Here is a 20,420-nt window from a genome sequence, read left to right as displayed (position 1 = left end):
ACTCAGCTCAGATGTTTTTTTCTGCTACTAAATAATCTAAAATCGCTTCTAACATTTGTTTATTATCTTCTGGCACGTCCCTTTCTCGCATTTCGGCGACACTTTGGACAAATTTTCCTGGAGTAATAAATTCCTCATCAATTTGTAAAATCGTCTCAATCCCCGCTTTTTCCATTTCAAAATGAAATTGCAGTCCAATGATTTTTTCGCCGTATAGAAAACCTTGGTTCACACAGCCTTCACTACTAAATAAACGGGTCGCTCCATTTGGTAAGGAGAAAGTTTCTTGGTGCCAATGGAAAACATCGAGCTTCTCTGGAAAAAAAGGTAGTTTAGTGGAAGTTCTGTTAACTGGGAACCAGCCTACTTCTTTTTCATCATTTATAGAAATATTACTTTCTAGTGCGGTCGCAATTTGTTGAGCACCAAGGCAAACACCAAAAACGGGTTTTTCTTGGTTTATTAATCGTTTTATCAAATTTCGTTCTTCTTTTAACCATGGAAACTCGGCAGTGTCGTTTACTCCCATTGGTCCTCCAAGTACGATTAGAAATTCTGAATTGGTTGGCACATGATTGCTTTCGCTAAACAAACAATGAATCCTTAATTGATGTTGATTTTCTTTCGCCCATTTCGTGATAAGTCCTGGTCCCTCGTGTGACACATGCTGTAAAACGTCAATAATCAAATCATCATCTCCCGCCATTTTTTTCTATTATGACGGAAAAAGTAGCTTTTCGCAACTAGTGCTTTTGGTTTCAATTATATGTTTTTAACATTTCTTTTTTAATTTCCTGATATTTTATAATCTCTGCCTCTAAACCAGAAATAAAATCATATTTTTGCACTTCGCCTACCGTATTGAAATCATTCATGTCGGCTTTTTGTTCCTGCAGTGATTTATTATATTTGCCATAACCTAAACTCGTGATTGAGCTTACTTTATCCGTGCCATGTCCACCACTTAAAAACAGGATATATTCTTGACCTTTTTCGAGTGCAATGTAATTTTCCACCGCTTGGTATTCTCCTGAAGTTAAAAGCCACGGTTCTGAAATATCCACTTTATCACCGGGCTCAAAACTGCCTTTGTAGTTTTTGATTATTTCTACTTCCGTTATTGAGCTGTTGTTTCCTTTACCAATTTCTTTATTTCGTATTAATTTTACTTGGACAATATCTTCGCTGTCTGATTCTAGTTCTGCCAGGTTTTGTGGTATCTTATAATCAGCTCTAATGACACTATTTTTATGAATTTTGGTATTCGGGGATAGAGTTTCATCTTGCGTGGAGCAACTGGCTAGTAGGATCAATAGCAATAGGATGGGGCAAAGCGCTTTTTTCATTGGTGTTTCCTCCCTTTTTATGTATTCTTGTTGTTTTTGAGTTGGCTAATATTGTAGATATGTTTAAAGGTTAGACAAATTTACTTTTCATCATGAGTAGTTAAAACGTTGGTTCAGAAAATTTCCAAACCGCTTTGTATGTATTTACATTTCATAATAAGTAATTAAAACTGGCGTGGCAACGGATAGTCCTCACATTTCTATCACATTTACATTTCACAATAAGTAATTAAAACAATTCTCAATCTGAAATAATTATCTCACAACGATTTATTTACATTTCACAATAAGTAATTAAAACACGATGTCGAAATTCATCGGATGAAATTTATACAGATTTACATTTCACAATAAGTAATTAAAACCCGCTTCATTTTTTCCTTACTCCCATCTTACCTCAAACGCCTATTATTGTCGACCTTCTTCAAATCGGGTGAAATTTGAATGTCTAACTACTAATAACTAACTTTAAAAGCTTCAAACTCATTCTCTCACAGTCAATCCAGTTTTCTGTCGACCTCCCCTGTTTTCTGCACTACTGATGGTCGACAGATAATAGTTCATAAAAAAACAGAGCCCCAATAGAAGCCCTGTTCCCAATTTCCTACTATTAATCTCCTTAAAAAAGTGGATGCAACGAGCGATTTTCTTGAACCCCTTCGATTGCACGACCTAAGATTCGACCAATGGAGATAGTTGTTAGCTTTTCGAATTGTTTATCTTCTGGAAGGTCGATGGAGTCGGATATGATTATTTCTTTGATTGGTGAGTTTTGTAATCGTTCTGTTGCATCTCCAGCCATAACTGAATGAGTTGCACAGGCGATTACTTCTACAGCACCTTTTTCTAATAGAACGTCAGCTGAGGTTGTTGCGCGAACACCGGTATCAATAATATCATCCACCACAATGGCAACTTTACCTTTCACATCACCAATGACACTCATGATTTCGTCTTCGTGCGGTCTTGGTTTACGATTTAAAATGGCAATTGGAGCGTCTAGTCGGTCGGCAATTCTGCGTGCCCGAACTACACCGCTGTGATCTGGTGCGACTACAACGACATCTTCTTCTCCGTATTTTTCAATTAGATAGTCACCAATTAGCGGAACTGCTGAAAGGTGATCGATTGGGATGTTGAAAAAGCCCTGAATTTGTGCTGCATGTAAATCTACCGTGATTAAACGATCTGCACCAGCACGTTGAATTAAGTTTGCCATTAATTTGGCAGTTATAGGTTCTCTTGAACGCGCTTTTCTATCCTGACGAGCATAGCCATAATACGGCATGATTATATTGATTGAGTGAACTGAAGCTCGTTTTAAAGCATCGACCATAATTAAAAGCTCCATTAGGCGTTCATTCACATTTGCGTTCATTGATTGAACTACATACGCGTTAGTCCCGCGAATACTTTCCTCAATATTAATCTTCACTTCTCCATCACTAAATTTCTGGAGTTCCACCTCACATAAAGGTATATCTAGATAATCTGCAATTTTTGTTGCAAGTGGTCTCTCACTCGTCACAGAAAAAAGTTTCATTTTGCGTACCATTGCTATCTCCTTCCGCCGTGCTGATTTCTTCTCCTTATTATTATATAGAACTGTCCAAACAATGTCTACTAGCTAAAAGGGGTTAACCAAAATAAAACAAGCATTAGCGCTAACTAATGCTTGTTTTGCCTGCGAGATTACAAAATACCACCAAACCAGTGAAGACCGTAATAAACAATCCATGTATACCACTGTGTTCCAACGGCAAGCGAAGTTACTTCTACCGCATCTTTTGGTATGTTATAACCAATCTGCCCTGCAAGTTCTGTCATAAGTGGTGCCGCTGCGCCAGATAGGTAGAGGGTGATGATAACAATGACAATCCCTGTGAAAATTCCTCTAAACAAGTTACCTTTCGACGGAACAATGGCAAAAATCATATAAAATGGTAATGCTGTTAAATCAGCTAAAGGAAGCACTTTGTTTCCTGGTAAAATGAAGGCTAGAACTAATGTGATTGGAATCATTAATAGACCTAAGGATAAAACGAACGGATGACCGATTCCGACTGCTGAATCTAAACCGATAAATAGTTCGCGACCAGGGAAGCGTTTTTCCATAAATTCGTGGGCTGCTTCTGATATGACCGTTAATCCATCCATTAGTAAAGAAACCATCCGCGGAATTAATACTAAACTAGCAGCAATCGTTACCCCGGTTTGGAGTACTTGGCTTAGTGGCATTTGTGCAATCGCAGCAAGTCCACCACCAATAATTAAGCCCATTAGCATCGGTTCGCCAAAAATTCCTAAGCGAGATTGCACTTTTTCTGTGGACCAATTGATTTTTCGAACACCGGGAATTTTGCCGATTAACCAGTTCATTGGGTAGCCAACGAGTGCCCAACCAGTTGTTTGAATTTGTGGTAAGGAGATCCCTTCAAGTCCCAGCACATTTTCTACATCTTTTTGTGTCCAGTCAGCGATTTTGAAGATAATTGCCATATTGATAATCGAGCTAAATACGGCAATCGCCATGCTACCGGTAGTTAGGTATAGTGCACTAGCGATGAAAAGTGGTTGCCAGTAGTTCCAAATATCGACATCCATTGTTTTTGTCCATTTAAAAGCAATCATCACTATATTAGTGGCAATAATTGCTACAAAAACAAATGGTACAACTTCTGTTCCCCAAGCAAGTGACGAACCAACTCCCCAGCCGATATCCGTCGCGGTTAATTTAAAATTATAATTCTCTACAAGAGCTTTAGTAACTGGTGTAATCGTCGTTAACATTAGGGACGTGATAACCCCTAAACCAACGAAACCAACGCCAACAGTTAGACCCGCTTTAAAAGCAACACTAATTTTTTTACGGAAAATCACGCCTAAAATCGTAATAATAATCGGCATCATAACTGTTACACCAAGTCCGATAATATATTTAAAGAAATCTAGAATAATATCCATTTTATGTCCTCCCTTTAATCTTGAAGTATCGCGAGTATTTCATCGATTGTTTCTTGCTTTTTTAGACCTGTTAGAAATGACCTGCCAATGACTACTGGTACATCGCCAACATCTCCAGTAACGGTTGTTGAACTAACGATGATATCTGGTTTGGATGTACTCACTTTGGAAGCTACTTCTTGCACTGTACACTGGCTAATTTCATATGGAATCCGTTTTTCGTCTAACACCGCACGTACTTTTTTAGAAATAACTGTTGAAGTCGCAATCCCTGTTCCACAACAGACATAAATTCGTTTCTTTTTCATCCTAAATTCCCCCTATTCATTCTGGGAAAAATAACACTTTCCCGAAAAATTCATTGCGCGCATAAATTCGTTCAAAAACTTCTGGTCCCTCTTTTAGTGAAAGACGGTGAGTGATCATTGGTTCGATATTAATTTGCTTGTTCGCTAAAAAGTGAATTGTTGTTTGCCATTCTTTTCCTGGGAATGGAGCAGATATCGCATTCCAAGAACCCCACACTGTAAGCTCACTTCGAACAATTTTTTCAAAGTAGAAACGTTCAATCGTTACGTCAGCATATGGAATTCCGAGAAACACTACGCCACCACCTTTTTTCGCATAAGCAAATACTTGTGCAGAGGTGATTGGCGAGCCTGCTGCTTCAACTACTAAATCGGCATTTAAGTCATCTGTATGTGCTGCGACTACTTCTAAAGGATCTTCTTTTAGAGAGTTGATGACTACATCCGCGCCGACTTCTTTTGCTTGGGCTAGCTTTTTATCATCGACATCAATCGCGATTACTTTTCTAGCGCCAAAAATTTTTGCCCATTGTATCGCAAGCAAACCGATATTTCCACTTCCGACAACGACAACATCATCGCCTGCTTGTAATTTAGTATGATAATATCCGTGCACAACAACTGCTGAAGGTTCGACAAGCGCAGCAGCTTCGTAATCTAGTTCATCTGGTATTTTTACTACATTTTCTGCTGGAAGTTTGATATACTCAGCATAGGCTCCGGGATGTCTTGCTCCGATTACTGTTAGCTTCCGACAGCGGGCGAATTCGCCTTTTTTACAGTATTCACACTCTCCACAATAGAGTGCTGGGCATCCGGCAGCCCTATCACCAATCGTAATATCTTTTACTGCACTTCCGACTTCGATTACTTCTCCTGAAAATTCATGCCCCCAAACCATTCCTGGTACATAAGGTCCAAGTTTGCTGTATCTCGAAATATCCGAGCCACATATTCCGACCGTTTTTACTTTTAAAATAACCTCATCTGGGTTTTCAATCGTTGGCATGTCTGCTTCTTCATAACGCAAATCTCTTTTTCCATACAATTTTAACGCTTTCATTTTTTTAAACTCCTTTCGCTAACTCTGCCAAATTGGCCTCGATGCCGCCTTCAAATAAGTAGGATCCAACAACGATTAAATCTGCGCCGGCAAGTGTGCATTCTTTTGCTAGTTCTGCATTCACTCCACCATCAACTTCGATTTGGATTGGTCGATCTCCAATATAAGCTTTTGTTTTTCTGATTTTTTCTAGACTTGATTGAAAGAAAGTCTGTCCGCCAAGTCCAGGATTGACTGTCATAAGCAAAATGCAGTCGAGGTCATCAAGAACGTATTCTAGTGTACTAGGTGGTGTCCCAGGATTGAGGACAACCCCTGCTCTAACACCGTAGCTTTTAATTAGTTGAATGGTTCGGTGTAAATGGGTTGTTGCTTCTTGATGTACCGTAATCATGTGTGCGCCTGCTTCCACTAGCCTTGGGATATAACGGTCCGGTTCATAAACCATCATATGTACATCAAATTGTAGTTTCGTACCTTTTTTCATCATTTTAATTTGATCTGGTCCGAATGCTATATTTGGAACAAACGAGCCGTCCATCATATCAACATGCAATAAATCGATTCCGTTTTTCTCTAATACTTGTAGTTGTTCGTTTATCCTACCAATATCTGCCCCAAAGACAGAAGGAACTATTTTTGCCACTTTTCTCACCTCAAGATTGAATTTCAATGATTTTTTGTAACTTTTCCTTGTCGCTTAGTTTTAGTTTTTGCTGGCTAAAATGAAGTAACTTGGTTGATTCTGGTGCATTTTTTGCGGACTTCACCCAAAATTCATTGCGGCTTGGAACGAGAATATACCATGGAAGTGATTTTTTCTCCGTTTGCCATGCTTCGTGTAATTCTTCCAGCTCCCACGTTTTCATTTTAGCCAACTGGTACATTTTTTTTGGTAAATAGTATGTGAGCGTCCATTTTGCATATAAAATGGTGGTTGTATAAAGCATTGCAAAGAGCATAAATATCAACATATTATTTTCAATTAATTGAACGACGAATCTACCTGGGCTTCCTATTAGCCAATTAACAAAACTCGCGAAAAAATTTCCCATCTATTCTCGGGCCTCCCTTAAGTATTTCTTGAAAACTGCTCAATTGCTGTCAAAACATTGGTAGTTTCCTTGGCTTCAAGTAAAGTCGTCATCACCTCCTCGTCTTGAATTAGTTGAATGAGTGTTTGCAGCATATCTAGCTGTTCATCTGCACTTTTTAATGCCATCATAAAGACTACCTTCACTTCAATAGCTTCGTTATCAGATGCCATTTCGATAAAGGAAACGGGTGTCTCTAAAATCCGAACCGCAATAACTGGTCGAATCACATGCTCGCTATCTGTATGTGGAATAGCTACACCAGCATGGGCCGTTAATAACCCCGTTGGAAAAACCGCCTCCCGTTTAATAACGGCTTCTTTAAAACTCGGCTTCACTGCTCCTACTTGAATAAGTTGTTCTGCCATCTCTGATAATAAGTTCTCTTTATCTTGTTCATTTGAAAATAGCACCATTTCTTCTTTAAAATATTCTAATACATCCAAATTGCATCCCTCCGACTGGCTGCTTACTTATTTATTTAATAGTTTATTTCCGACGGCGCCACCAGGATGGATGACTGAAAACTGTTCTTTCGTATAGTTCATATAAGTCATTAAACAAACAATAATCGCATCAAAACTCGCAATGACAGTCATCGTGCTTGCTGTCGCCAACATATTAAATGGATCTGGCTCTTTGGCTACACTTACTGGGAAAAAGATATCTGCTTCTTTTGCGATAACTGATTCTGGATTTTCTGTCACGCCGATTAGTGTGCTGCCTTTCGTTTTACATGCTGGTATTAAATTTAATAATTCTCCGGTATTGCCACCTTTTGAAATAAGAATTAATATATCATCTTGTTGAAGCACCCCAAGCGTTCCATGGACAGCATCTGATGGCGTCAAGAAAACAGCAGGACGCTCAATGCAATTAAAAGAATGGACTAATTTTTTCGCCGCGACTCCAGAAGTTCCGCAACCAGATACGACAATCTTCCCCGTACAATTAGCAATTTTCTCGACTGTTTCGATAAGAGCATTTTCATTCGTTACTTCTGGTAATCGTAATATTGCTTCTGCTTCTTCACGCCAAGTGCTATGAATATTTTCTAAAATAGCTTGTTTATCCAAGATTTATTCATCCTCTCTTATAATTAATTGGTCAATTGTTTGCATGATTTTTGCTTTCGTAACGTTTTTCAGTAGATTTGCTAGCATTGTGTCATTTTCTGCTAGATGAACAATTTGATATAAGGCTTCAATATGTTGTTCTTTGTCAACAGGTGCAATCACAATAATGAAGTGAACCTGTTCTGTTTCGGAAAAATAAACCCCGTTTTTGACGACTAGTAGTGACATAGCAAGTCGATTTACCCCTGCATTAGGCATAGCATGTGGGATTGCGATATCTTCGCCGATTATGATATAAGGGTCATAGAAATTGTGATTATTAATCATCGTTTTTACATAGTTGGCGGTAATTGCTTGCTGTAGTAAAAGTGGTTGACTCGCTAACCGAATCGCTTCTTGATAATTTTTGACATCATCACAAATCATGATATTTTCTTCCGTAATCAAATCATGAAGATATACTTTTTTCACCCGCCTGTTTTCTTTTGTTGCTGTATTGGCAGATAGAATATCAATTATCCCTTCACGAATTGCGCTTTCATCACTTATATCGGCATTTCGCTCCACAATATCCATGATTTTATCCATACTCGTCAGTTGGTTACTCATCCCGAATAAACGTTCTAACACATGTTGGCGCAGTTGCGTTTTTTCGATGTCACTTATAAATGGCTGAACGACAAAGACATTTTCCGCATCCTTAAGTGGTATCGACGAAAAGACAATATCAACCTCCGCTTTAAAAAAAGCATACTCTCGAACAGAAATAGTAGGATAGAAATGGATTTCCGGAAAAAGCTTCACTAGAATATTTTCCATAATTTTTGAAAAAGTAACCCCACTTGGACAAAGGACAATCGCCCGTTTTTGTTGGTGATAAATATCATTTTGCGGTATCATGTCGCTGCCAATAAATAAGGAGATGAAGAAAATTTCTCCAGCTGGTATTTCATGTCCAATAAATCTAGCTAGCGGGGCAAATGCTTCTTTTACAATGAAATTCAGCGCTTCAAATTCTTGATTAAATTTTTCATATAAATTGTCTTCTAAATTCATTTGGTATTTGATTCGGTAATAAGCCGGTTTTAAATGTAAAAGTAATTTTTCGATTAGGATATGTTTATTTTTGAGTGACACGAGTGCCTTTTTCTCAAATAAGTCTAAGCATGTCAAAACTACTTTTTCCAAATCTTCTGTGAGTCTTTCGGTTAAAATCTCGCCTGAAAAAATATTCGTTGTGAGTAGCTGTAAGGTAATAAATAACCTTTCTTGTTCTGGCACAGGGCCTGTTTTCTCCAGTAAGATATCCGTTATGTGGTATTCACGGGTATCAGATAAAGATTTTTCGTCAATCTGAAAGGCAGTGTAAATTAGCCTTCGATCTCTTATTCGCAAAAACATCACAGATAATAGATAAGGCAACAATTCAATTTGTTCATACGTAAATTTGATTTGCATTATTGCTTCTGCTTCTTCGAGTGTGCGGCGAATTTCCATAAGTTGTGCTTGTTCAATTCCAGAATAGGATAAGAAGTAATGCTCACCGCGAAACATTTCTTTTACGCTGCTCACTACTTGGGTTAGAACCTTGCGTAATTCCCACTCGCTTCCTGCTAATTGGTAGCCAGATGCACGGCTATATGTCACGGTCGTTTCTGCCGGGAGCAATTTTTGCGCTACTTTTAAATCTCTGAGTATCGTGTTTTTGCTTACTTGTATCTTTGTTGTGAAATGGGCGAGGGATAGTTCTTCTTTGGCAGTAAGAAGCATTAGCAAAATCAGATTAGCCCGTTCGTTTTCTGATGGTAAATATTCCACGCTTGGATCTCTTGTTTCTTTTTCAGAAAAAAGGGTTGTTAGTTCTGGTTCTAAAATGAACTTACCATTTTTGGAGCGCTTCACTTCTGGATAATTTTTCCACTTTAACCATTCATTTACTTTTTGAAAACTGTAACTAATTTGATAGCGAGATAATTTATATTTTACTTCGAGTTGTTTGTTTGTAATGTTAGGGTTTTTAATGACCTCTTGAAACAATGTTTTACTCCGATTATCCAGATACATGCGTTCCCCCCCTTTGATAGCCTAATTATAGCATAGGAGGAGTCGCTTAAGAATGCGCTTTCATCCCAAGTTTTCTCCAAGTACTTCCACAAGATGAGAAGGAGAATGTTAGCTTTCGAACAAGGTTGCATCTTGATTGAAAACGTGGATTGCTTCGATTGCTAGTACTTTATTAGTCATTTGCTCATAAATATCATACGGAATCGTTACTGTGTCAGCACCACTTTCGTAAGCTTCCATCACTTGCCCTGCATTTTTAAAACTCGCCGCCATTATTTGCGTGGATAACGCTTGTTTATCAAAAAAATGACGCATTTTAGCAATTTCTTTAAATGGATTAATACTTGCTCCACTCATTCGATTGACATAAGGAGCAACAAAATCGGCCCCCGCAAGCCCTGCCGCAATGGCTTGATCTGCCGAATAAATCGCTGTTCCAAGTAGCTTTATTGTTTTGTCTTCCTTTTTTAGTGTTTCAATGACATAAATTCCGTCTTCATGCGCGGGAATCTTGATAGCAATTCTCTCTTTTCCAAAAGTCGCTAATAATGCGCTTGCGTCAGCCAAAATTTCTTCATACGTAAAGCCAACTGTTTGGACAAAAACAAGTTTATTGCTTTGTTGTAAGATGTTCGTAATAGCAGTTTTTCTGGAGCATTTCTCTTTTACTAAGATAGATGGATTCGTTGTTATTCCTTTGAAAATAGAACTAGCTTGAATTTTTTTTATATCTTCTAAGTTTCCTGAATCTAAGTGCATATATTCTCACCTTTCTTTGATAATTTCTCGAAGTGGGGCTAATTTTTCTGTGTAACTGCCTGTTTTATCATTAAATAGAGCCGCCGTCCCAACTACATAAATATCGACGCCAATCGGTTCAAGTAAACGCACCGTTTCTTCAAAAATATTTCCATCGACTTCGATTAATGGTTTATTAGTATGGTTTTCTAACTCTTTCTTTAGTTGCTGGATTTTTTCTAAGACATGACGTTGAAATTTCTGCCCTGCAAAACCTGGATTAACGGTCATCATCAAAACCATATCTACTTCATCTAAAAATGGATAAATTTTTTCAATGGCTGTTTCTGGGCTAATGGCAATGGAAGGTTTTATCCCGAGCGAACGAATATGACTAATAGTTGCCGCTACATCTGGTGAATTTTCGACGTGAAAAGACATATATGCAGGTTTTATTGCTGCGTATAAATCCACAAATTCATCTGGGTTTACAGTAGCTAAATGAACATCCAGTAACATATCTGTGTTGTTTTTAATGTCCTGTAACACGTATGCTCCCATTGCTGTATTGGCAACAAAAACGCCATCCATCACATCACAATGAAGCATTTTAACCTTTGCTTTTTCAAGAGCACGCAGTTCATCCGCTAAATGAAGCGAGTCTGCACACATAATCGATGCCGCAATCATTTTCATTTAGTTCCCCCCGTTTCAAGTGCAGTTAATTTAGCAAGCCTCGTCAAATGCCGTCCACCTTCGAATTCTGCTTCTAACCACGTATCCAGTAAGAGTAACGCCAAGCTATCTCCAAGTACACGCTCCCCCAGGCACAGCACATTGCTATCGTTGTGGCGCCGCGTCATCATCGCTGAGAAAGTATCCGAAACGACTGCCGCTCGCACCCCATCAATTTTGTTTGCCGCAATCGACATCCCAATTCCTGTCCCACAACATAATACGCCTAAGCTACCATGCTCGGAAACAAAATACCCTACTTTGGCCGCGTATTCGGGAAAATCAACCGTTTCTGCGGAATAACACCCAAAATCCTTGACTGCGTATCCGCTTTCATAAAGATGTGTCCGAATCTTTTCTTTCAGTTGAAATCCTCCATGATCCGCTGCTATAGCAATTTCCATGCTATCCTCTCCTTTCCTGATTTGATTGTAGCACCATAAAGGGATAATCGTTAGAGGCGTTGCGTCCCATTTTTCTCGCGAGGTTTACACAAGCTGATTCTCAAAGAAGTATTTGAGCTGGAAAAATTAGTAGCTGTTCGAAAACAAATAGAAAATTCCTCCAAATCTCAAGTTGTGAGTATAAAAGATGGTTATATTAATGGTAGATTCCGACAAGTAACATCCAAATCAACTTATGAATTATCTGTGATTGAAAATCCTTCTTCCAATAATCAAAGCTATCAAACAAAAGCTTATTTGACAAAACCACTTAGTAATTTATCTTTTCAAGTAATAGCAAAATAGCTATTACTTGACTTTAAACATACTTAAAATAACCTCAGGAGGAATACAATTGAACTTTAACTATTTTATAAAAACTGGCATCACAGGGCTTATTTTGCTATTTATAGTTCAATGTTTACAATTTTTACGCGGACTTTCAATTCATTCTGGATTAATGGATAGGAGTATTGATAATAATCCTTTCAATACAAGCTTAGTTATTAATCCAATTATTTTTTCATAATTAGCTTCTGCTTCTTATTACTTTGGATTTATAAATATCTTCAGCTTCATAAACAAAAAAACCACCTAAAACCCATTTTCAAAAACGGATTTTAGGTGGTTTTATTATTCTATCAGCCTCGTAGTTCAGCTTGAATTTCTTTTAGTTTTTTAGGGGTTACATCGTCGCCAAGTGGGTCAATGATGGTCACATGGTGCAGATTATCTTGTACAGTTCCTCTGATTTTTTGTAAATATTCTTGACGAAGGGCAGCTTGTCTTTCTTTTTCAAAGTCAGTTAAACCTTCATTCTTTTGTTTCGCAGCTAATTCATTTATATTTTTTAATAACAATTTCATGCTATCCCTCCTATCATATTGTTACTTTTAATAAGTAACTAACAAAATTATAATACAAAGGTCAGAAAAAGTCAAACTCATGCTTTTTTATAAAAAAATACCCCTTAAATTAATAAGGAGTATTTCATAGCGTCATCTTCCGCAGCCTTCCACAAAGCTATAACGCGGAAAATGGGGCAGTGATACTTAAGTCACTGCTTGTAGGCTCATCGCATAGAATCAACTATAGCATGGATAAAAATCCCTGTAAAGACTTATTTTGTGAATTCTAGCCAAATAGAAGCTATTGCCTCGTGCCCCGCTTTGGTAGGATGAACACCGTCTTCTGCCAAATAAGTTGGACCGTGTTTGACAGCTAAAGCATTCATTAAGCCATCGAGCGGAATAAGTGTTGCGCCAAATTCAGCTGCAAGTTCGCGTACCGCACCAATTTTCGGATCTAGATCGCCGCGCCAAGCTTTTCTATCTTCTGGATAAGGTAAAACAAATGGTTCCATTAATACGATTTCTGCATTAGTTTCCACTTTAATTCGCGTTAAAATCACGCGGTAAACTTCCTTAAAGGCAGTAACAGATGTATCTTCCCATCTGCTAAAACTAAACCAAGTATCATTTATCCCAATTAAAATTGTCACGACATCTGGTGTGAATTCTATCGCATCGGTATCAATACGACGATGTAAATCCGCCACCCGGTTCGCACTAACACCACGATTTAAAACCGTCACATCTTCTGTTTTCAAGCTATCCGCAATATATTTTACGTATCCCTGACCTAAATCATAACCATCCGCAAAGTCTCTTCCTGCATCTGTGACACTATCGCCTAAAAAAAGTAATTTCTTCTTCACTAAGTTCCGTCTCCTTTAAAATTCCTGATTCCTTATTATAACAAAAAAATGACTTTTTAGTTGTTATTCATTTTTTGTATATCTTGTTTCCCTAGCACTAAACTATCCAAAATTGCGATTGTACAACAGTTGCCCGACTACCTATAATTAAAATGTAAACAACTTACTACTAATTTTAAATCGGAGGTAATATATATGACTACAAAAATGACAGAAAAAATGCTTTTTAGTCCATCTTTTGAATATGTGGATAACGGAATCGAACATGGTGTACTTAGCCCATTTGAAACGAAAGAAATTATTCTGGAAAAAGGTTCCCAAATTGCGGAAGGTTTTAAACCACTCGATTGCGCGATTAAAATGTTAAAAGATGTCCCTGTTCAAATGCGTGACGGAATAACAATTTATACGGATATTTATTTACCAATCACGGAAGAAAAGGTTCCAGTTTTAGTAGCTTGGAGCCCTTATGGTAAGAGCGCCGGAACTGCTCCTCGTTACAAAAATCTATTCCAAATGTTAGGAATGGGAAACACTTGGAATTCTGGTCTTACTAAATTCGAAGCACCTGATCCAGCATATTGGTGCGCTCATGGATATGCTGTTTGTAACCCAGATATGCGCGGAATTGCTCATAGTGAAGGTGACACAACTATGATTGGCTCCCAAGAAGCAGAAGATGGCTATGATTTAATTGAATGGCTGGCAACTCAATCTTGGAGTAATGGCAAAACAGCGCTAACCGGGACATCTTATTTAGCCTTCTCACAGTGGTATATAGCCGCTGAACAACCACCACATTTAACTTGTATTAACCCAACAGAAGGTTTAGCTGATGGTTATCGAGATCTCGCTTTTATTGGTGGTATCCCTGATAAAAACTTCATCGAACGCTTACAAGTTAATCATGTCAGTGCCAAACATGCAAAGCGCGAAGACTTAACAAAAGAAATGGAAGCTTTCCCCTTAGCTGATGCTGCAGTTTGGAAAGATAAAGTAGCTGATCCTCGTAAAATCACTATTCCCGCTTTTGTTGTCGCTAGTTATTCTAACACTTTACACACAATAGGCACTTTCCGTTCTTGGCGTTCCCTTGCTTCTAAGGAAAAATGGCTTCGTATTCATGACCGTCAAGAATGGCCATATTACTATGATCAAGATAATATCGAAGAACTACGTCGCTTCTTTGATTACTACTTGTTAGGAAAAGAGAATAACTGGAAAGAAACTCCTACTGTTCGCTATTCGCTAATTGATTTTCAAGGTCGCAATCAAACAGACTTGCCAGCTGAAACTTTCCCACCTTTAGCTACCAAAAACAAACGTTATTTCATGAACGGAAAATTCCGTACTTTACAAACAACTCCTGAAACAGAAGATTTCCCGGTAAAATATGCTCCAGAAAATTTGCCAGGACGTACTTCTTTCCAAATGACCTTTGATAAAGATACTGATTTCGTCGGTTATCCAAAAGCAAAACTATTTATGGAAGTCGATAGTTATGACGATATGGATGTTTTTGTTTGGGTGCAAAAACTGGATAAATTTGGTAATGTCTTAAGTGAGTTTGTTGTTCCAAATCACGGAGCTGCACTGCAAGATTTCACCCAGGAAGGCGCATCTGCCTTGCGTTATAAAGGGGCTTGGGGACGGCTTCGTGCTTCGATGCGTCACCTTGATAGCAAGCTTACAACAGAAGAAATTCCTGCTTATAGTTTTGACAGAGTGGAAAAACTAGCTAAAGGAGAAATTGTTGAACTAGATATCGTGTTAAGCCCACTTGGTTTAGCTTACAAAACAGGGGAAACATTACGAGTGGTTATCAGTAGCAAAGATGAACTTGGCTCTGTTATGCCAGGAACACCTGGTTGCACGCCTGACAACAAAGGGGTGCACGTTCTCCATACTGGCGGAGATTACGCTTCTTATATTCAACTGCCACTCAATAATTAATAGAATAACTTGTCAAACAAATTTCTTCACTTTATACTAAGACTACTATTAAGTCTCTTTATTTGATTGGAGTCATTATGAAGTTATCTACTTTAAAGTATTTTGTTGACGTAGCTGAGCAAGGTAATTTTACAAAAGCTGCTCAAAAATTGTATATTTCTCAGCCCACTCTCAGTAGAAGAATACAAGAGCTTGAAGCTGAAATTGGTGTCGAACTTTTTATTCGGCACCGACATGCACTCGAATTATCTAGCGCTGGTGAACAGTTTTTAGTCGAAGTAAATGATATTTTAAAACGCGTAAACCAGCTAACTCATATGTTTGATAAGCAAGAGACGCCAGATGAATCGAGACAATTAGTAAAAATCGGTTATTTAGCAAATTTCAATTTGAGTAAAATGTATGAATTAATCGAGGAGTTTAAAGCAAGCCATCCATATGTCCAGTTTTCATTAAAACCTGATACGCCAATGAACTTGTCTGATGGGCTTTCTAATGGCGCCTATGATTTAGTGTTTAATTTATCCACTTATTTTAACGGGAGTAAAGACATTGAAAAAGTACCATTTATCAATAATCATCTTCAAATTGCCTTACCAGCAAATCATAAATTCAGCCACATGAAGAAATTAAATTTTGCTGAATTGAAAGAGGAAACCGTTATTTTGCTTGAACGAAAACAATCTCCTGTCATTGTGGATTATGTCATCAGCGAGTGCACCAAACATGGTTTTAATTTGAAAGCTAATTCTTATGTTCAAAATCTTGATGAAGGATTATCTATGACTTCTGTTGGTGAAGGATTGGCGTTCTTATATTCTGGCATGAATGATGGTACACTTGCTGAAAAATATCATATTAAAATTGTCGATTTAGAAAATGATAGTACAGACCAAGATATCGTTGCTGCACTTGATAAACCTAATGAGAATGAACTCGTTCAAGAGCTATTTTCATTTATAAAAAGCTATTTTAATTGAAAGCTACAATAAAAAACAGACATTCACTTCTAGATGAAAGCGAATGTCTGTTTTTCACATTTTTAAAATTGTTTATGCAATAAATCGAGCACATGGCGCAATTCATTGACATCAATTTGACCAGGTGCAGATGCTTTTTTAGCAGCTCCAAAGGTCATTGCAGAACCAAATACTTCCCCAGCAAGTCGACTAATAACACCCGTTCCTGCCATAGACATGGTAATAATTGGTTGATTTGCCTTTTCAAATACTTCATTTGTAGCTGTTAATAATGTTAGTACATCGGCAGCTGACTTTGGCATAACCGCGATTTTTGGAAGATCTGCTCCAAGTGCTCCCATTCGAGTTAAACGGGAGATAATTTCTTCTTTTGCCGGTGTTTTGTCAAAATCATGGTTAGACATGACCACTTTGACATCGTTTTTATGAGCCGTTTCAATTAGTTTTAGTATGTCCGCTTCTTCATTGAAAAGTTCAACATCGACTAAATCTACTTTTTTAGTCGTGGCAATCGTTTCGTTTAATTCGAAGTAAAATGCATCACTAACAGCCAATTCTCCGCCTTCTTTTGCGCTACGGAACGTAAATAAAATTGGTGTTTCTGGCAAAATAGCACGAATTTCATCTAAAGCTATTTCCACTTTGGCTAAATCTTCCACGCCTTCAAAGAAATCAACGCGCCATTCTACTACATCCAAATCAATTGTTTTTAGCATTTCTGCTTCTTCTTTAAGTGCGGCAACCGTCTTACCAACCATTGGTACACAAATTTTCGGTGCACCTTCACCAAAAGTTACATTTTTTACGACTACTTTATTCATCTAAAATTCTCCTCATTCGATATTATGTCTTAAGATTAACGATAACTTTCTCAGAGTGCAAGTTTTTAAAATAAGATTTCTTTAATGTAATCCACTGGCATTTCTTTGTGTGTCCAGATTTCGAAAGCTTTCGCACCTTGCCAAAGCATCATGCCTAAGCCGTTTAATGTTTGGCAACCTTGTTCTTCAGCAATTTCTAGTAATCTAGTTTTTGTTGGTTTGTAAACAACATCTGACACGATTAGTTCTGGGCGCAACATATCCGCGCTTGGTAGTAGAGTTTCTCCTTCAAAAGGTTTCATTCCCACACCAGTCGCATTTGTGAAAATAACACTTTCCGAGATTTCTTTGCGTAATTGTTCGTGGTCTTCAATATCAAATAATTGTGCTTTACAATCTGTTTTTGAATTGATTTTTTCTACTGTTTTTTGGGCATTTGCGTAAAAATCGTCTTTTCTGTTAAAGATAGAGATTTCTTTCACGCCGTCGAGTGCTGCTTGGATACAAATCGCTGTTGCCGCACCACCAGCGCCACAAATCGTCATTTTCTTGCCAATGATGTCATGTCCTGCTTCTTTCAAAGCACGCATGTAGCCAGTGCCATCAGTAATATGACCAGTTAAAACACCATTATCATTCACAACGGTATTAACCGCGCCAACAAGTTCAGCTGCTGGGGATAATTTGTCTAAGTATTTGTGGATATTTGTTTTGTTTGGCATGGATACATTCCAACCACGTAAGTTCATTGCGCGGAATCCTTGAACAACATCTTTTAATTCTTTGTCGCCAACTTCAAAAGCAAGATATACATAATCCAGCCCTAGTTTTGCAAAAGCTTCATTGTGCATCGTTGGAGATAAGCTGTGTCTAATTGGTGTGGCGATTAACCCGATTAATTCTGTGTGTCCTGTAATTCTTTCTGTAATTTTATTTGTCATAATAACTTCAATCCTTTCCAAAATAAGGTTTATTTGTGAAAATGTGAGCTTATATAAAGAACGAATGTGGCAAGACGAATTCCGCCTTGCCATTTCGGATTACAAAGAGCCAATTTTTTCTAAAGTGGTTAAAATATTACGGCCTTCGCGAACGCCTTCCAAAATTTTCCTTGTCGCTGCGCTATCGCCAATATTAACAATTTCAATCTGTTTTTCTTGTCCATATGTCGCAAGTTCTTCCATTAATGGGCGTTCTGGACGCATTCCTAAACATACAAAACCATAATCAAATGGAATTTCTGTGTCTACTCCGTCATGCTTCACTTTAAAATGGTCTGCTGCGACTTCTGTAAGTGCTGTTTCTGTTTGGACATCAACATGGTTTTTTTCAATAATATCCATCATCGAAAGTCTCGTTATCATATCTAAATCTTTTCCAAGTAGTGGCATCATTTCCACAATTGTAACATCTGATCCTCGTTCTGAGAAGTACTCGACAACATCAAGACCAACTGCACCTCCACCGATAACTGCAACTTTTTTGTTACTAAAATCAGTAAATGCATCTATATTAGAAATTAATCCAAAGATAGAATGAACATTGCTGCCTTCTTTGTCAATCACGTCTAACAAACCTTTAATTGGTGGAAGTAATGGTTTGGATCCTGTGGCGTTAACCACCACATCAGGATTAAATGTATCAATAAGCGCAGTATCAGCTTTAGTGCCCGTAATAACTTTTAAATTGGTTAGTATTGCTGCTCGATTCGCTAAATAATTAGGGAAATCGGCAATTCTGCTTTTGTCGGGAAGATTGGCAATTTCGCGAGCTAAGCCTCCAGTTTGTTCGTTTGCTTCAATCAATGTTGTGTTGCAACCAACTTCGGCCGCCGTACAAGCTGCTTCAAGCCCTGCTGTTCCACCGCCGATAACAACGACATTGGTTGGACGAGTCACTTTTGTTTCTTTATATTTATCTTCATGGATAATATCCGGATTTACGGTACAACGAATTGGTTTAGATTTTGCGATGCGGTGATCCGCGCAACCGATATTACAAGAAATACATTTTCGGAGCATTTCTTCTTGACCAGCTGCCACTTTATTCACCCAATTAGGCTCAGCGATTAAGCCACGCCCCATTGCAAGTAAATCTGCATATCCTTCTGACAAGATTTTTTCCGCAGCTTTTGGACTTCGAATGTTTCCAGAAGTAATCGTTGGTTTATTGAATTTATCTTTGACTGCTTTGGCTAGGTAGCTTCTCCAGCCATCTTCTAGGTTCATTTGGTCAATTTGTAAGTATAAATTATCATTAATTGCTGCAGATACATTCAAAATGTCTGCTTCTTCCTGGCAATAATCTAGTAGTTCTAAAATATCCTCTAAATGATTTCCTCCATTAACAAACTCATCAGCACTAAAACGAAGCACGATAGGGAAAAATGGACCAACTTCGGCACGTACTTTTTCTAAGATTAGTTTTACAATCCGAGCGCGATTTTCTGGTGTTCCGCCAAATTCATCTGTTCGTTTGTTATAAAGTGGTGATAAAAATTGGCATAGTAAGTAGGAATGGCCGCCATGGATTTCAACTGCATCAAAACCAGCTTGTTGTGCTCGTCTGGCTGCAGCGCCGTATTTATCCACGATTTCATAAATTTCTTCTACCGTCAGCGGACGAGGAATCGTGCCACCAGTTTTCGACGGGATATCAGATGCTGAAACTGGTTGTAATCCGTTTAAACGAGCCGGATAAGCCGAAGCCCCAGCATGGTTGATTTGGATGGATACACAAGTTCCGTGTTTATGAAGGCGTTCCGTTAACTTATAGAAACCTGGGATATATTGGTCGTTATCAATTCGAAGTTGTGTCGTCCCGTTTGTGCCATAAGGAAAATCAACACAAGCATTTTCAATGGTAATAAGCCCTGTTCCACCCTTTGCTCTTTGCTCATAATAAGCCATATGTTCTTCTAAAAATTCGCCATTTAATCCAGCTAGGTTTGTACCCATTGGTGGCATAATCACGCGGTTTTTAATCGTCATGCGTTTTACTGTTAGTGGTTCAAAAATACTCGGATAATCTGTCATAATAAGCCTCCTGCGACTATAATCTCGGCAAACGATTGTTACATTTATCACGTTCAACTATGCACAATCTTATTTCCATTTAA

Annotated in this window: 21 protein-coding genes, 1 pseudogene and 1 CRISPR repeat array; of the genes and pseudogenes, 3 read left to right on the top strand and 19 right to left on the bottom strand. The window is 38.1% G+C overall.

What is annotated here, in order from left to right; genetic code table 11:
• Positions 1-7 precede the first annotated feature (7 nt).
• The 14 genes from CKV67_RS02185 to rpiB form a co-directional block, all read right to left on the bottom strand.
• Positions 8-688 (bottom strand): type 1 glutamine amidotransferase, encoded by a 681-nt coding sequence (locus tag CKV67_RS02185; RefSeq protein ID WP_014091932.1) that lies wholly within the window; start codon positions 686-688, stop codon positions 8-10.
• 70 nt (positions 689-758) lie between these two features.
• Positions 759-1,346, bottom strand: a complete 588-nt coding sequence (locus CKV67_RS02180; RefSeq protein ID WP_014091931.1) for a hypothetical protein — start codon at positions 1,344-1,346, stop codon at positions 759-761.
• Between the two features lie 78 nt (positions 1,347-1,424).
• Positions 1,425-1,711: direct repeats of the CRISPR family, unit length 29 nt; unit sequence ATTTACATTTCACAATAAGTAATTAAAAC.
• Positions 1,712-1,965: 254 nt separating this feature from the next.
• Positions 1,966-2,901: a ribose-phosphate diphosphokinase gene (locus CKV67_RS02175; RefSeq protein ID WP_014091930.1), complete on the bottom strand. Its 936-nt coding sequence runs from the start codon at positions 2,899-2,901 to the stop codon at positions 1,966-1,968.
• A gap of 137 nt (positions 2,902-3,038) precedes the next feature.
• A complete protein-coding gene (locus CKV67_RS02170) occupies positions 3,039-4,310 on the bottom strand; it encodes a PTS galactitol transporter subunit IIC (RefSeq protein WP_003745629.1) in 1,272 nt (423 codons plus the stop codon).
• 14 nt (positions 4,311-4,324) lie between these two features.
• Positions 4,325-4,618, bottom strand: a complete 294-nt coding sequence (locus CKV67_RS02165) for a PTS sugar transporter subunit IIB (protein WP_003721293.1) — start codon at positions 4,616-4,618, stop codon at positions 4,325-4,327.
• 16 nt (positions 4,619-4,634) lie between these two features.
• Positions 4,635-5,681, bottom strand: coding sequence for a galactitol-1-phosphate 5-dehydrogenase (locus CKV67_RS02160; protein ID WP_014091929.1), 1,047 nt, complete (start codon positions 5,679-5,681; stop codon positions 4,635-4,637).
• Between the two features lie 4 nt (positions 5,682-5,685).
• On the bottom strand, positions 5,686-6,327 hold the full coding sequence (gene rpe, locus CKV67_RS02155) for a ribulose-phosphate 3-epimerase (RefSeq protein ID WP_014091928.1): 642 nt from the start codon (positions 6,325-6,327) through the stop codon (positions 5,686-5,688).
• Between the two features lie 10 nt (positions 6,328-6,337).
• Positions 6,338-6,736 carry a hypothetical protein gene (locus tag CKV67_RS02150; protein ID WP_003745619.1) on the bottom strand — a complete coding sequence of 133 codons (399 nt, stop codon included), beginning with the start codon at positions 6,734-6,736 and terminating at the stop codon, positions 6,338-6,340.
• Positions 6,737-6,753: 17 nt separating this feature from the next.
• On the bottom strand, positions 6,754-7,221 hold the full coding sequence (locus CKV67_RS02145; protein ID WP_003745617.1) for a PTS sugar transporter subunit IIA: 468 nt from the start codon (positions 7,219-7,221) through the stop codon (positions 6,754-6,756).
• Positions 7,222-7,248: 27 nt separating this feature from the next.
• Positions 7,249-7,851: a KpsF/GutQ family sugar-phosphate isomerase gene (locus CKV67_RS02140; RefSeq protein ID WP_003745616.1), complete on the bottom strand. Its 603-nt coding sequence runs from the start codon at positions 7,849-7,851 to the stop codon at positions 7,249-7,251.
• A 3-nt stretch (positions 7,852-7,854) separates the two neighbouring features.
• Positions 7,855-9,915, bottom strand: coding sequence for a BglG family transcription antiterminator (locus tag CKV67_RS02135; RefSeq protein ID WP_014091926.1), 2,061 nt, complete (start codon positions 9,913-9,915; stop codon positions 7,855-7,857).
• A gap of 108 nt (positions 9,916-10,023) precedes the next feature.
• Positions 10,024-10,674 (bottom strand): transaldolase family protein, encoded by a 651-nt coding sequence (locus tag CKV67_RS02130; RefSeq protein WP_014091925.1) that lies wholly within the window; start codon positions 10,672-10,674, stop codon positions 10,024-10,026.
• Positions 10,675-10,680: 6 nt separating this feature from the next.
• Positions 10,681-11,349 carry a ribulose-phosphate 3-epimerase gene (locus CKV67_RS02125; protein WP_003745609.1) on the bottom strand — a complete coding sequence of 223 codons (669 nt, stop codon included), beginning with the start codon at positions 11,347-11,349 and terminating at the stop codon, positions 10,681-10,683.
• On the bottom strand, positions 11,346-11,792 hold the full coding sequence (gene rpiB / locus CKV67_RS02120) for a ribose 5-phosphate isomerase B (RefSeq protein WP_003745606.1): 447 nt from the start codon (positions 11,790-11,792) through the stop codon (positions 11,346-11,348). The genes CKV67_RS02125 and rpiB overlap by 4 nt, the downstream gene beginning before the upstream one ends.
• 394 nt (positions 11,793-12,186) lie before the next feature.
• On the opposite strand from rpiB, the pseudogene CKV67_RS14730 reads away from it, so the two are divergent.
• Positions 12,187-12,455 (top strand): annotated as a pseudogene (locus tag CKV67_RS14730) (hypothetical protein).
• A 17-nt stretch (positions 12,456-12,472) separates the two neighbouring features.
• Here CKV67_RS14730 and CKV67_RS02110 read toward each other — a convergent pair.
• Positions 12,473-12,697 (bottom strand): DUF896 domain-containing protein, encoded by a 225-nt coding sequence (locus tag CKV67_RS02110; RefSeq protein WP_003745600.1) that lies wholly within the window; start codon positions 12,695-12,697, stop codon positions 12,473-12,475.
• A 254-nt stretch (positions 12,698-12,951) separates the two neighbouring features.
• A complete protein-coding gene (locus CKV67_RS02105) occupies positions 12,952-13,548 on the bottom strand; it encodes an SGNH/GDSL hydrolase family protein (RefSeq protein WP_014091924.1) in 597 nt (198 codons plus the stop codon).
• 195 nt (positions 13,549-13,743) lie between these two features.
• Between CKV67_RS02105 and CKV67_RS02100 the strand changes: the two genes are divergently transcribed.
• Entirely contained in the window at positions 13,744-15,501 is a 1,758-nt protein-coding gene (locus tag CKV67_RS02100) for a CocE/NonD family hydrolase (protein WP_014091923.1), read from the top strand.
• A 77-nt stretch (positions 15,502-15,578) separates the two neighbouring features.
• Entirely contained in the window at positions 15,579-16,481 is a 903-nt protein-coding gene (locus tag CKV67_RS02095) for a LysR family transcriptional regulator (RefSeq protein ID WP_014091922.1), read from the top strand.
• Positions 16,482-16,543: 62 nt separating this feature from the next.
• Here CKV67_RS02095 and aroD read toward each other — a convergent pair whose 3' ends face one another.
• The 3 genes from aroD to CKV67_RS02080 all read right to left on the bottom strand — a co-directional run bounded on the left by aroD (position 16,544) and on the right by CKV67_RS02080 (position 20,337).
• Positions 16,544-17,302, bottom strand: a complete 759-nt coding sequence (gene aroD / locus CKV67_RS02090) for a type I 3-dehydroquinate dehydratase (protein WP_014091921.1) — start codon at positions 17,300-17,302, stop codon at positions 16,544-16,546.
• Between the two features lie 65 nt (positions 17,303-17,367).
• Positions 17,368-18,243 (bottom strand): shikimate dehydrogenase, encoded by an 876-nt coding sequence (locus CKV67_RS02085; RefSeq protein ID WP_014091920.1) that lies wholly within the window; start codon positions 18,241-18,243, stop codon positions 17,368-17,370.
• A gap of 99 nt (positions 18,244-18,342) precedes the next feature.
• Positions 18,343-20,337, bottom strand: coding sequence for an NAD(P)/FAD-dependent oxidoreductase (locus tag CKV67_RS02080; protein WP_025279753.1), 1,995 nt, complete (start codon positions 20,335-20,337; stop codon positions 18,343-18,345).
• Positions 20,338-20,420 lie beyond the last annotated feature (83 nt).

This window comes from Listeria ivanovii subsp. ivanovii, from assembly GCF_900187025.1.
GTDB lineage: Bacteria > Bacillota > Bacilli > Lactobacillales > Listeriaceae > Listeria > Listeria ivanovii.
This window is presented reverse-complemented; position numbering and strand designations above follow the sequence as displayed.

Excerpts from the sequence above, each read along its gene's own strand:
- CKV67_RS02180 (WP_014091931.1), bottom strand. The coding sequence starts at position 1,346 with ATGAAAAAAGCGCTTTGCCCCATCCTATTGCTATTGATCCTACTAGCC.
- CKV67_RS02175 (WP_014091930.1), bottom strand. The coding sequence starts at position 2,901 with ATGGTACGCAAAATGAAACTTTTTTCTGTGACGAGTGAGAGACCACTT.
- CKV67_RS02170 (WP_003745629.1), bottom strand. The coding sequence starts at position 4,310 with ATGGATATTATTCTAGATTTCTTTAAATATATTATCGGACTTGGTGTA.
- CKV67_RS02165 (WP_003721293.1), bottom strand. The coding sequence starts at position 4,618 with ATGAAAAAGAAACGAATTTATGTCTGTTGTGGAACAGGGATTGCGACT.
- CKV67_RS02160 (WP_014091929.1), bottom strand. The coding sequence starts at position 5,681 with ATGAAAGCGTTAAAATTGTATGGAAAAAGAGATTTGCGTTATGAAGAA.
- CKV67_RS02150 (WP_003745619.1), bottom strand. The coding sequence starts at position 6,736 with ATGGGAAATTTTTTCGCGAGTTTTGTTAATTGGCTAATAGGAAGCCCA.
- CKV67_RS02135 (WP_014091926.1), bottom strand. The coding sequence starts at position 9,915 with ATGTATCTGGATAATCGGAGTAAAACATTGTTTCAAGAGGTCATTAAA.
- CKV67_RS02130 (WP_014091925.1), bottom strand. The coding sequence starts at position 10,674 with ATGCACTTAGATTCAGGAAACTTAGAAGATATAAAAAAAATTCAAGCT.
- CKV67_RS02125 (WP_003745609.1), bottom strand. The coding sequence starts at position 11,349 with ATGAAAATGATTGCGGCATCGATTATGTGTGCAGACTCGCTTCATTTA.
- rpiB (WP_003745606.1), bottom strand. The coding sequence starts at position 11,792 with ATGGAAATTGCTATAGCAGCGGATCATGGAGGATTTCAACTGAAAGAA.
- CKV67_RS02110 (WP_003745600.1), bottom strand. The coding sequence starts at position 12,697 with ATGAAATTGTTATTAAAAAATATAAATGAATTAGCTGCGAAACAAAAG.
- CKV67_RS02100 (WP_014091923.1), top strand. The coding sequence starts at position 13,744 with ATGACTACAAAAATGACAGAAAAAATGCTTTTTAGTCCATCTTTTGAA.
- CKV67_RS02095 (WP_014091922.1), top strand. The coding sequence starts at position 15,579 with ATGAAGTTATCTACTTTAAAGTATTTTGTTGACGTAGCTGAGCAAGGT.
- aroD (WP_014091921.1), bottom strand. The coding sequence starts at position 17,302 with ATGAATAAAGTAGTCGTAAAAAATGTAACTTTTGGTGAAGGTGCACCG.
- CKV67_RS02085 (WP_014091920.1), bottom strand. The coding sequence starts at position 18,243 with ATGACAAATAAAATTACAGAAAGAATTACAGGACACACAGAATTAATC.
- CKV67_RS02080 (WP_025279753.1), bottom strand. The coding sequence starts at position 20,337 with ATGACAGATTATCCGAGTATTTTTGAACCACTAACAGTAAAACGCATG.